This window comes from Paenarthrobacter sp. TE3676, from assembly GCF_056279165.1.
Window position 1 is genome coordinate 626219 of sequence record NZ_JBWBQU010000001.1, and the last position, 12205, is coordinate 638423.

9 protein-coding genes are annotated in these 12205 nt (G+C 61.1%); all 9 read left to right on the plus strand.

What is annotated here, in order from left to right; translation table 11 throughout:
- The first annotated feature begins 44 nt into the window (after positions 1-44).
- The 9 genes from glpK to ACZ881_RS03100 all read left to right on the plus strand — a co-directional run bounded on the left by glpK (position 45) and on the right by ACZ881_RS03100 (position 12171).
- Positions 45-1559 carry a glycerol kinase GlpK gene (gene glpK / locus ACZ881_RS03060; RefSeq protein ID WP_091467785.1) on the plus strand — a complete coding sequence of 505 codons (1515 nt, stop codon included), beginning with the start codon at positions 45-47 and terminating at the stop codon, positions 1557-1559.
- A gap of 302 nt (positions 1560-1861) precedes the next feature.
- Positions 1862-4390, plus strand: coding sequence for a leucine--tRNA ligase (gene leuS / locus ACZ881_RS03065; RefSeq protein ID WP_476112450.1), 2529 nt, complete (start codon positions 1862-1864; stop codon positions 4388-4390).
- Positions 4391-4449: 59 nt separating this feature from the next.
- The gene (locus ACZ881_RS03070) at positions 4450-5433 is read left to right on the plus strand and encodes a DegV family protein (RefSeq protein ID WP_476112452.1); all 984 of its coding nucleotides are present in this window, start codon (positions 4450-4452) and stop codon (positions 5431-5433) included.
- Positions 5434-5506: 73 nt separating this feature from the next.
- Positions 5507-6331 (plus strand): helix-hairpin-helix domain-containing protein, encoded by an 825-nt coding sequence (locus ACZ881_RS03075; RefSeq protein WP_476112454.1) that lies wholly within the window; start codon positions 5507-5509, stop codon positions 6329-6331.
- Positions 6324-8030, plus strand: coding sequence for a ComEC/Rec2 family competence protein (locus ACZ881_RS03080; protein ID WP_476112456.1), 1707 nt, complete (start codon positions 6324-6326; stop codon positions 8028-8030). The genes ACZ881_RS03075 and ACZ881_RS03080 overlap by 8 nt, the downstream gene beginning before the upstream one ends.
- A 954-nt stretch (positions 8031-8984) precedes the next feature.
- The gene (locus ACZ881_RS03085) at positions 8985-9833 is read left to right on the plus strand and encodes a hypothetical protein (protein WP_476112458.1); all 849 of its coding nucleotides are present in this window, start codon (positions 8985-8987) and stop codon (positions 9831-9833) included.
- 248 nt (positions 9834-10081) lie between these two features.
- Positions 10082-10654, plus strand: a complete 573-nt coding sequence (locus tag ACZ881_RS03090) for a hypothetical protein (RefSeq protein ID WP_476112460.1) — start codon at positions 10082-10084, stop codon at positions 10652-10654.
- Positions 10655-11208: 554 nt separating this feature from the next.
- Positions 11209-11550, plus strand: a complete 342-nt coding sequence (locus ACZ881_RS03095; protein ID WP_476112462.1) for a hypothetical protein — start codon at positions 11209-11211, stop codon at positions 11548-11550.
- A gap of 402 nt (positions 11551-11952) precedes the next feature.
- Complete coding sequence (locus tag ACZ881_RS03100; protein WP_476112464.1) at positions 11953-12171, plus strand: Rv0909 family putative TA system antitoxin; 219 nt, start codon at positions 11953-11955, stop codon at positions 12169-12171.
- Positions 12172-12205 lie beyond the last annotated feature (34 nt).

The window sequence follows — 12205 nt, forward strand, 5'->3', positions numbered from 1 at the left end:
ATAAAACACTTGAGAAGCTAACAAACAAAGACAAGGACGTCACCATGAATCAATACGTCATCGCCATCGATCAGGGCACCACCAGCTCCCGCGCCATCGTTTTTGACCACACGGGCAACATCGTGTCCACCGGCCAGATGGAGCATGAGCAGATCTTCCCGCAGGCAGGCTGGGTGGAGCACAACCCCGCCGAAATCTGGAACAACACCCGCGAAGTCATCGCCTCCGCCCTATCCAAGGCGAACCTGACACGGCACGACATTGCCGCCGTCGGCATTACCAACCAGCGCGAAACCGCCGTCGTTTGGGACAAGAACACCGGCGAGGCCGTTTACAACGCCATCGTCTGGCAGGACACCCGAACCCAGCCCATCGTGGATGAACTGGCCCAAGACGGGGGAGTGGAGCGCTTTAAACAGAAGGTCGGCCTGCCTTTGGCCACGTACTTCTCGGGAACCAAGATCAAATGGATCCTGGACAACGTGGATGGCGCCCGCGAACGTGCCGAAGCTGGCGACCTCCTGTTCGGCAACACCGATGCCTGGGTTCTCTGGAACCTGACCGGCGGTGTTGACGGCGGCGTGCACGTCACCGACGTCACCAACGCTTCCCGAACCCTGTTCATGGACCTCGAAACGCTGCAGTGGGACCAGGAGATTCTGGACGTCTTCGGCGTCCCGGCCTCCATGATGCCTGCCATCAAGTCCTCCTCCGAGGTATATGGGCACGTCCACACCTCGCAGTTGCTCCGCGAAACGCCGGTCGCCGGCATTCTCGGAGACCAGCAAGCGGCAACCTTCGGGCAGGCTGCATTCCAGCCCGGCGAAGCCAAAAACACCTACGGCACCGGCTGCTTCCTGATATTTAACACGGGCGAAGAGATCGTTCACTCAAAGAACGGCCTGCTCACCACCCTTGGATACAAACTGGGCGACGCCAAGCCGCACTACGCCCTTGAAGGCTCCATTGCCGTCACCGGGTCCCTGATCCAGTGGCTCCGCGACAACCTCGGCCTGATCAGCTCCGCACCTGAGGTAGAAGATCTGGCCGCCGGCGTTAAGGACAATGGCGGCGTCTACATCGTGCCGGCCTTCTCCGGCCTGTTCGCACCGTATTGGCGTGCAGACGCACGCGGCGCGATCGTCGGACTCACGCGCTTCGCCAACAAGGGCCACATTGCCCGCGCCGCACTCGAAGCAACTGCATTCCAGACGCGTGAAGTACTCGACGCCGTCAACGCCGACTCGGGCGTTCCGCTCACCGAGTTGAAGGTCGACGGCGGCATGGTCGCCAACGAGGCACTCATGCAGTTCCAGGCCGACATCCTTGGCGTGCCCGTCGTCCGCCCGAAGGTCGTGGAAACCACGGCCCTCGGTGCTGCCTACGCGGCCGGCCTCGCCGTCGGCTTCTGGAAAGACCTCGGCGAGCTCAGCGCAAACTGGAACGAAGACAAGCGCTGGGAGCCACAGCTTCCGGCGGAGGAGCAGGAGCGTCAGCTGCGGCTCTGGAAGAAGGCCGTGACCAAATCCATGGATTGGGTCGACGAAGACGTGAAGTAGTTCAAAAAGGGGCCGATGACTCCCGCCCGCCCGCTTCGCGGTGCCCACCACACCATGGCGGGGAGTCATCGGCCCCTTTTTCGACGCTGTGCGCCGCGCGCCCACCATGATTTGCCGGTGAGTGGAACGTTGATCGTGCGCTATTGTAGATCTATGCGTGCGATCCTTCTGCTTAGCTAGCCGCTCGGCTTTCAATAGCCGTGCGGCCGCCCCTCCATTGTTGAGGGGCTTTTGTGTGTCCGGGACTTTCCGGTGCCATAGCAGGAGTCAAAACCGCCATCGAAGAACAGAAGAGGGCAGCAGTGAGCGTTCAGCCGGAGACAGAGACCGGAACAGCACAAACAGCCGCAGCCGAAGCGCCCGAAGAAGGCGTCTACAGCTTCGCTGCGATGGAAGCCAAGTGGCCGCAGGTCTGGGAGGACCTCAAAGTCTTCACGCCTGCCGACGACGGTTCGCGGGAACGCCGCTACGTGCTGGACATGTTCCCGTACCCCTCCGGCGACCTCCACATGGGCCACGCCGAAGCCTTCGCCATGGGTGACGTCGTGGCGCGTTACCTGCGCCAGAAGGGCTTCGATGTCCTGCACCCCATCGGCTGGGACTCCTTCGGCCTGCCCGCTGAGAACGCTGCAATCAAGCGCAACGCCCACCCCAGTGAGTGGACCTACGCCAACATCGACACCCAGGCGGCGTCCTTCAAGCGCTACGCAATCTCCGCCGACTGGTCCCGCCGCCTCCACACCTCCGACCCCGAGTACTACCGGTGGACTCAGTGGCTGTTCAAACGCTTCTACGAGCGTGGCCTGGCCTACCGCAAGGACTCGCCCGTCAACTGGTGCCCCAAGGACCTGACTGTGCTCGCCAACGAGCAGGTAGTCAACGGCGCTTGTGAGCGTTGCGGCACGCTTGTCACCAAGAAGTCCCTGAACCAGTGGTACTTCAAGATCACGGACTACGCTGATCGTCTTCTTGAAGACATGGACCAGCTGCAGGGTCACTGGCCCGAGCGCGTTCTGGCCATGCAACGCAACTGGATTGGCCGCTCCGAAGGCGCCCACGTGCGTTTTGTCATCGAAGCCACGGATGATCGTGCCGAACGCGAAGTCACCGTTTTCACCACCCGGCCGGACACCCTCTACGGTGCAACGTTCTTCGTCGTTGCAGCGGATGCTCACCTGGCGCTGGATTTGGTGACGCCTGAACAGCACGATGAACTCATGGCCTACCGCGAAAAGGTCAAGGCACTCTCGGAAATCGAGCGCCAGTCCACCGAACGCGAGAAGACCGGTGTCTTCACCGGCCGCTACGCCGTCAACCCGCTCAATGGAGAAAAGCTCCCGGTGTGGGCCGCTGACTACGTCCTGGCCGACTACGGCACGGGCGCCATCATGGCCGTCCCGGCACACGACCAGCGCGACCTCGACTTCGCCAAGACTTTCGGGCTGCCCGTCCGCGCGGTACTGGATACCGGTGACGAAGATCCCGCAGAGACCGGCGTCGCCACTGCAGGTGAAGGCACGCTCAAGAACTCCGGTGTGTTGGACGGCCTTTCCAAGTCCGACGGCATTCCCGCGGCGATCGAGATTCTCGAGAAGCTCGGGACCGGCGAAAAGTTCGTCAACTTCCGTTTGCGTGACTGGCTGCTGAGCCGCCAGCGCTTCTGGGGTACCCCGATCCCCATCATCCACTGTGGTGAATGTGGCGAAGTGCCAGTTCCAGATGACCAGCTCCCCGTCAGGTTGCCCGACAACCTGCGCGGTGAGGCGTTGTCGCCGAAGGGGACCTCCCCGCTGGCCGCCGCCGTCGAGTGGGTCAACGTTGAGTGCCCCAACTGTGGCCGGGCAGCGCAGCGTGATACTGACACCATGGATACGTTCGTGGACTCGTCCTGGTACTTCCTGCGATTCGTATCGCCGGACTACACCGAAGGCCCGTTCGATCCCGAAAAGATCAACAACTGGATGCCGGTCGGGCAGTACGTGGGCGGCGTAGAACACGCCATCCTGCACCTGCTGTACGCACGTTTCTTCACCAAAGTCATCAAGGACATCGGCCTGATCGAAGCCAACGAACCGTTCTCTGCGCTGCTCAACCAGGGCCAAGTACTCAACGGCGGAAAGGCCATGAGCAAGTCCCTCGGCAACGGCGTGGATTTGGGCGAGCAGTTGGACAAGTTCGGTGTCGATGCCGTTCGCCTCACCATGGTCTTCGCCTCCCCACCTGAGGACGACGTCGACTGGGCGGACGTTTCGCCGTCGGGTTCGGCCAAGTTCCTGGCCCGTGCGTGGCGCCTGGGCCAGGACGTCAGCAGTGAACCGGGCGTTGATCCGGCCACTGGTGACCGTGCCTTGCGCACCGTGACGCACAAGACCATCGCAGATGCCGCTGAACTGCTGGACAATAACAAGTTCAATGTCGTGGTTGCCCGCCTCATGGAGTTGGTCAACGCCACGCGCAAGACCATCGATTCGGGTGCAGGTGCCGCAGATCCAGCTGTTCGTGAAGCGGTGGAAGCCGTAGCCGTAATCCTGAGCCTCTTTGCGCCCTACACGGCCGAGGACCTTTGGAACACGCTCGGTCACCCGGCTTCGGTTGCGAATGCAGGCTGGCCGAAGCACGACGATGCACTGCTGGTGCAGGACACCGTCACCGCCGTTGTCCAGGTGCAGGGCAAGGTTCGCGACCGTCTTGAAGTGTCGCCGGACATCACCGAGGACGCGCTGCGTGAGCTCGCCTTGGCCTCGGAAAACGTCCAGCGTGCCTTGGACGGCCGTGGCATCCGCACCGTCATCGTGCGTGCACCTAAACTGGTGAACATCGTTCCTGCCTAGCAGGGATAGTGCGGCCGCCGGCGTTCTGCCGGCGGCCAGCCATCATCTTTGGAGGTTGCGTGCCTGAGCGAGAACCACCCGCATGGATATGGCTCAAGGAAAGAGTGGCGCGCCTCCGGCAGCCCACGGCACCGGTTCCTGTCGCTGACGTGCCGCTGGCCGCCGTCGTCAAAACTGCGGTTGTCACCGATTCGGCCGCTGCCCTGCCGCCGGACTGGGTATCTGCCTTTACCTCAGACGGCCGCCTTGCGGTTGTTCCCATGCCAGTCATGGTGGGAAGCGAAATCTACGGCGAGGGCGAAGACGACATCACACAAACCCTTTCCTTGGCTCTTGCCTCCGGCGCCTCGGTGAAAACTTCACGGCCGTCGCCTGGACAGTTCGAACAGGCGTACCTCGCTGCGGAGCGCTACGGTTTCGAGGCTGTAGTGTCCATCCACATTTCGTCCGAGCTCTCAGGAACCGCTGATGCCGCAAGGTTGGCTGCCGCACGCGTCCGCATCCCGGTTGAAGTAGTGGACTCGCGCACTGTGGGGATGGCTCAAGGAATGGGTGTCCAGAGTGCAGTGGTGGCGGCAGCCGATGGCCAAGGAGCGGCAGAAGTCCGCGACTTTGCTGAGAAGCGCATGCAGCGAACCAAGGTCTACTTCTACGTGCCCAGCCTCGAACAATTGAGACGGGGTGGGCGCATCGGGGCGGCAGCGTCTCTGTTCGGTACCGTCTTGGCTATTAAACCCATCCTGGCGGTCGACGGCGGCAGGATCGTGCCGCTGGAAAAGGTCCGTTCCGCTGTGCGAGCCGTGGCCCGTTTGGAGGAGATCGTTGCCGCTGACGTCGCCTCCCGCCCGGCCGGCCAGCAACGATTGGCAGTTCACCACTTTGGCAATCAGTTGGAGGCCGAAGCCTTGGCAGCCCGCCTGAACGAAAAATGCCCTGACTGCCCGGCACCCCAAATCAGTGCGCTTCCGGCTGTGTTGGCAGCACATGCAGGATTAGGCGTTCTCGCGGTCATCGTGGGGGAGAGCAGTACGCCAACGGATTGATCCTTTGCTGCTCTTATCCACATAGGACACCTCGTCCCCGCTGTGACAGTGGTGGCAGCCATAGGCTCGTTTTATGCCACGCCGGAACCGGGATGCCTCCCCAGATGCCGCAGCGCAGGCAGTCCGGCAGCGTTTTGCATCCCGTCTGGGTACGGACACCCAGACCATTCCGCTATTACAGTTGCCCACCGAGCCCGAGCCGACGCCCGAAGATTCGGACCCGGAATCCGGGACGCGTTATCTGCGGACCCGCTGGCGAACCCCATGGCGGGTTGCTGCCCTCCTTGCCGTTGTAGGAGTTGCCATTATTGCCTGGCACTTGTGGCAATCGGCCGTGGGGCAGCCAACAACGGAACCCCTCACGTCATCCTCGTCTGCGGGGCCCGGCATGCCGGGTACTTCCGAATCCCCTCAGTCAGAGGCCACGGAGGCTGGGGGGAGCGTGCTCGTGCACGTGGCCGGTGCGGTGCAGAAACCCGGTGTTGTTTCCTTGCCGATGGGCAGCCGGGTTTTCCAAGCGATTGAGGCTGCGGGCGGAGCTGTTTCCAACGCGGAACTCAACGGCCTCAACCTTGCTGAGGTGGTGAGCGACGGGGCCAAGATTCAGGTCCCGGTGGTCGGGGAGGTGCCGCAGCCTGCTCCAGTTGCTGGAAGTTCTGGCGGTTCTGCAGGGGCCGCGGGCCCTGCGGCCGCAGAGGCCAAGGTCAACATCAACACGGCGTCGCTGGAAGAACTGGGAACGTTGCCGAGAGTCGGGCCGGTGACTGCGCAAGGAATTATTGATTGGCGGAAAGAGCACGGACCTTTTGCCTCGGTTGATGAACTTGACGCGGTTGACGGCATAGGACCCAAGCTCATGGAATCACTCAAAGACCTTGTCACGGTGCAGGATGGCTAATTCGGCTGAGGTGACAAGGCTTGCCGGAGTCTCTGCGTTACCGCGGCGTACGGATCTGAGGCTGGTTCCCGCTGTGCTGGTGACGTGGTCCGTTGCCCTGGCGGGGGCTTTTATTGATGCAACCTGGTCCGCAGCCCTGGCGGGGGTTTTTGCCTTGGCTGGGGGTCTGCTGTTGGTGGGGGCGCGGCGTCATCGGCCAGCCCTGCACCGTGCCAGAACGGTCCCCGCCACCATTGCCCTTGCATGCATCCTGGGTGCTGTAGTGGCTGTTGATTGTGCTGTCATGGCCAATACGCGCGAAGAGGGGCCGCTCGCTGAGGCGGTAGCAGGGGGGAGTGGTGTCCTTATCCACGTGCTCATCACAGGAGTTCCTACCGAGGTCCGCGTGCCGGGCCATGCGAGTGGAAACAGGTGGTCGGTAGATGCAGCCTTGGTTGAGGTCACCTCCAAGGGTTCGGTCATTCAAGGTTCCGCTGACCTGGTGATAGTGGGTGGGAACGGCTGGCAAGACGTGCGGCCCGGGCAGCGGGTCAGAACTTCGGGAACGATAAAGGCTGTGCGGGAGGGACAAACGCAGGCTGCTCTTTTGGCGGCGTCCTCCGCTCCCGTTGTCGTCGCGTCGACTCTTGATATCCGGCAATCCGTCGCCGACGTGCGGAGGCACTTCGTCGCAGCTTCGGGTTGGTTGCCGCCGGACCCGGCCGGGCTCATGCCGGGCATGGTCACAGGAGACACCAGCGCTCTTCCGGAAAGTCTGGAGGCGGATATGAAGACAACCGGAATGACACACCTGACCGCGGTCAGCGGTGCTAATTGCAGCTTGGTGCTGGGAGGCTTCATTCTGTTGGCGCGATGCCTGAGGCTGACACGCCCCGTAGCCGGCACTTTTGCTGCGTGTGGTCTGGCGGCTTTTGTTGTGATGGTGGGTCCGGAACCAAGTGTGCTCCGGGCTGCTGTGATGGGGACTGTGGGGCTGGCGGCCTTAATTGGGGGCCTGCGGGGTCGATCCTTGACGTTCCTCTGCTTAGCCACCATTGTTCTCTTGCTGCTTGATCCGAGTATGGCGGCGAATGTCGGGTTCCTGCTGTCCGTGCTGGCGACCTTGGGCATTGTCCTGCTGGCCACTCGCGTTGCGTCATGGATCCCTGTATGGGTGCCACGGTGGTTGGCCTCGGGGGTTGCCGTTCCGTTGTCTGCGCAGCTGCTGTGCGGCCCGGTGATTGTGGCCCTTCAACCGCAGTTCACTCCCTACGCGTTCATCGCCAATGTGGTGGCTGGCATTTTGGTGGCCCCGGTGACGGTGTTCGGGACCCTCGCCGTTCCGCTGGCAGTTGGTCTGCCATGGCTGGCACCAGTTCCCATAGCCGTCGCCGGGACCTGTGCGGGCGTGGTGGCCGGCGTGGCCAGGTTCTTCGCGCACTTGCCCGGGGCAGCCCTGCCATGGGCCGAAGGACCGGCCGGGATTGTGTCCATGGTGGCCTTCTCGATGATGACTTTATTGCTTGTCTGGGGAGCGTTCCACCCTACGCAAGCCATGGCAGGCATCGTTGGGCTGCATGATGCCGTGGTGGTGCTCCTCGGTCGCTGGCCGGGGAAACGCGTGGGCGGATGCGGAGCAGCCAAGGAAACGCAACGAGGGCTCCATAAGCCGCGGCGATCAACCAAACGTCCTAGGCCGAAAGGCCCCCCGCAGAGGTGATCTGTGTTCGGACCGCACCGAACTGCATGGCTGCGCGACGCCCGGTCCGCTATAGGCAGGCTTGAAAGAAACACCGGTCTGGGTTCGCGGTCCATGGGCAAGATTCGGGCGCATCTGGACAACTGCACGAAGTGCACGGCCCTTTTGCTGGACCTCAATGACATGCAGTCTGCAATGCGTGCTGTGATCTTCCCCATGGTTGCCGGCATAGCTTTCACAGGGGCGATACCTACCCTGTCGGCAGGGGTGGGCGGGACCGCTATCAGCGCAGTTGGGTCTCACAGTGCCCATGGGGCTTTGCCTCTGTTGTTGAAAGTGGGTACTGGCGTGCTGGCGGCGTCAGTTGTCGCTGTTGGAACTGCGGTAGCACTGGGAGGGACCGGTGCGCCGACCGCCGATGTTCCTGTCGCGGAGGCATCACTGGTACCCGGGCCCACCATTGCGCCGAGCCAAACGACGGCGCCTGCCGAGCAAACGCCGATGGTCCCGGCCGCGGAGGGGACTGTCGGGCGGCAGGAACAGTTGCATCCAACGGTTCCAGCCTTGGTCAGGCCGTCGAGTCCTGGGTCGGCTAGTCCTGGTGCGGTCCTGTCACCGCGGCAAACATCTCAGGCGTGGGGCAGCTCGCCCGTGGTGTCAGTACCGCCGCTGTTCCCGGGGTTTCCTGTTCCTGTCGACCCGATCCAGACTTAACTTCCAACGGTGTTACCGACGCCGGGCGCTACGCCTACCGTTGCAGGTACACCTTCACCAAGGCCGCAGGTTGCTGCGTCATTTCGCGTAGACCAGGGCGCGAGCGCCGCGGAATTGAACATCGTTGTCATCTTTAGCCTTCGAGAAGAAACAGCACCTGCCACAGCCGAGGCAGTGTTCACTATCTCCGGCGGGCTCAGATGATCTCCGGAAAGCTGATTGAGCCGGCCGGATGGACATGTAGAGCCGACAACACAGTCAGTGATCCAACGGCCGGGGGCCATGTGGCGCCATATTTTCAGTCTCTGCAGCAACGGACTTGTTGCCCGAATAATGGTGGTGGTCGGCTGGTTTCCGGTAGGCCGCCGGAACCGGGTGGCTGTGGGCGCCACGGTTATTGGCGCAGCTGCAGCTGCGACCATGATGGTGCTTGGCGAGCTGGGGCGCTGGTTTCGGTACGGCAGCTATGGTCCTGACGTCGCGCTCTTCGGCCCCTTCACGTCGGCGGCCAGCCTGATCCATCTGCTGTGGTTGGTGGCCTTCGGCGCGACAGTGCTCCGGCTCCGCGGCCTTCGAGCAATATGTCATTGGTTGGTCATCGCGACAGCAATCCTCGTGCCGGTAATCACGGCTTTTACCGGCATTTCTGTGGCTCCAGCTTGGTATGTTCCTGCTTTCTTTGCCCTTGCCTCCTCGCTGGGGCTTCTCGGTGACCCAGCCCGGATGAACAAGGTGACGCCAATAATGCTGTGGTCCGCGCCTGTCCTGGCTGCCGGCATTACCTTCGCTGCATATCGGCTCGGTGCCGGTTCCCGGATGACTTTCTATGGTTACAAGGGTCATTCCTGGGACCAGTTCCCGGTCAGTGCGACTTTCATAATCTTGATCGTTTCTATGGCTGCATTGACGCTCAGTAGCGGGCAAGCCCTGCCTTGGATGACATACTTGGTGGTCTTCGCCCTACCGTTGTTGGCTGGGTTTGCCGGAATCCCGATAACCAGTGGTCCGTCCCCACTGCCTGCGTTTCTGGTATCCAGCGTTCTTGCTGCTGGCGCAGCTTGGTTAGTTGCGAGAGGTAAGCCGTTGGAACGGACCAGCCGAGCGTCATAAGGATAAAGACAGCCCCCCAGCGCTTCATGCCGTTGCGGGTCTGCAGGTCCGCGGGTCTGCGGGTCCGGCAAGGCCGGCATGCCGTAGCCTGCTTGGGTACATGCCAACCACGGGGATGCGCACCTGCGGTAGTGGCTCATAAAGATATTCGAGGTGGGGACATCCGTCGTGCGCAAACCAGCAGCGTTAGTAACAGGACATCGCGACGCTGAACGGGGCAAAACCCGGCTGCGGATCGGTATGGGATCATGCTGGCGTTCCTGGTAGTTATTGCCGGCCGCGTGATTGTTGTTCAGGGCTTTGATCCGACGGGTCTCGCCAATGCAGCAAATGATCTACGAACGCAGTCTTCCGTGCCGGGTGCCTCCCGTGGCAAAATCGTCGATGCCTCGGGGGTCGTCCTGGCTGAGAGCATCATCCGTTACGACATAGTTGGCTCTCCGCGGGAGAACAATGCGGCTGAGACATTTCCACGGCGTGCTTCCGACGGCACAATCCGTGACGTTACCCGCGAAGATGGACTGATTGAATTGGCTCATGCGCTCGGCCAGCCAGTCGAGGATATTAGAACTGCGCTCAGTGGCGACAGCCAGTTCACGTATCTGGCACGTTCTGTTTCACCGGCGGTCGAGTCCACCATTGCCGAGCTGCGGGTCCCCGGGATTACATCCCGGCCCGTCCAGGAACGCACATATCCTCTTGGCCAGGTTGCCGGCAGTATTGTCGGATATGTCAACGACGGCGGTCATATGCTCCGCCTCATTGCTGGATTTATCGGAAGTGACTATGGGAATGCGCTTTCCGCTCGCAGCCAAGAATAGGCCTGGTCCGGATTGCAAGTCAAGCATGTCTTCCGACAGGGCTGATTATTTCGGCACTAAAAAAATCAGAGCACTTTTATCCGAAGGTTGCGTCACGTTATAGCATTTACAACCTCTTAAAAAGGATAAGAATCGAGTCTGTGTACCTCTCGTAGGGGGGTATCATGTGATTCGTTCGCAGACCAGCACTTCGGCGGGCTTTCTGATTGTGATATGCCGTCTCCTGGTTCTGCCGACGCTGCCGTCGGTCATTGAGCCGTTGGATTGCCGGGCCGCGGCTTCACGAGTGCTAGCGTCGAGGCATGCCGAAGTCGCAGCACATGCGAGATCACTACCGATATCGGTTTGAAGCGTCCGTGTCGCCAAGGATCATCGTTTCTGAAACAGTCTTTGCGATCATAATCAGCGGCATCTTCGGCTCGATCCTGGTCGCTTTGTCGTGTACCTGGTCCTCAAGCTCGTCCTGATGATTGCGTTTCACAATTTGCCCAACTACTCGATAATCCACCACCGGAGGGAGTCAAGCCATGAGCGCGGAACCATCAGGAACTCGGATGCCACGCATCAGGAAATCTCCGACGCAGATCCGGGTCCGAACGTACCTCATATGTGTGGGGGTGCTTGTAGCGTTGTCCTTTGGTGCCCCGGCAGTGGAGAAGGTTCTGCGGCCCACATCAGAAAAGGTCTGCACCACCAAGAGCGTGGTCATTTCCCATGAGAACCGAAGTCGCACGTCCTATAAGCTCGACACCTCTTGCGGGCAATTCGTGGTGGACGACTCCATCGCCGAAGAAGCCGACAGAACCATCAAAACTGACACGACATACCGCATGGTCATCGCTTCAGGGCTCCTTGCCGAGTACCTGATCATGTTGCCAGTGGAAGTCGGACCCTAAACAGGCCAGCGCCACGTCGTGAATTTCCTGACCGGACGATGACCCACTGCATGCGGAAATCCGATTTACTGAGTCCGAGCTCGTCATCGAACGGCTCCGGAAAGTAAAAGCAGAGCGTGCCCCAAGGGCTGTTTCCGCAGCAACTTTCAATGTGATTTCCTCCAAGAGGAATCCTGAACTTCACCGATAGTTGCCATGATTCACGTCACGACTGCGAGAGAACCTTCACATATTGGATAACGGCGCAAGTTGTCAGGTTATGCGTCGGAGTGGCCAGGGACGTCTTGTCCCTGAGCGTTTCCTCTCGACCTGTGTGGCTGATCCTAAGAGTTGATCTGTCAGCCCCAGGGACGGGGATTGTGTCTCGGCGGCCGGCCGGGACAAGCCAATAGGAGAAACATCGTGGGACTAGAAGACATGGCCAAAGACTTCCTGGGTACCAGCGAAGGGCAGGACATAAAGAACAATGCACTTGACCAGGCTGGCGCAGCGGCCAACAAGCTGACCGGCAGCCGGTTCGAGGAGCAGATCAAGCAGGGGCGGGATGCCTTGAGCGACGCGCTCGGCGGCCAGACGAGTGACCAGCAGCCGTCTGACCCCGGGGGTCTTGACAGGTTCTGAAAGAACCTGTCAATGAAACCCATTGCTAATATCC

Bases quoted from the DNA above. Each gene is read 5' to 3' on its own strand.
- ACZ881_RS03095 (WP_476112462.1), top strand. From the start codon at position 11,209: ATGCCACGCATCAGGAAATCTCCGACGCAGATCCGGGTCCGAACGTAC.
- ACZ881_RS03075 (WP_476112454.1), top strand. From the start codon at position 5,507: ATGCCACGCCGGAACCGGGATGCCTCCCCAGATGCCGCAGCGCAGGCA.
- glpK (WP_091467785.1), top strand. From the start codon at position 45: ATGAATCAATACGTCATCGCCATCGATCAGGGCACCACCAGCTCCCGC.
- ACZ881_RS03090 (WP_476112460.1), top strand. From the start codon at position 10,082: ATGCTGGCGTTCCTGGTAGTTATTGCCGGCCGCGTGATTGTTGTTCAG.
- ACZ881_RS03080 (WP_476112456.1), top strand. From the start codon at position 6,324: ATGGCTAATTCGGCTGAGGTGACAAGGCTTGCCGGAGTCTCTGCGTTA.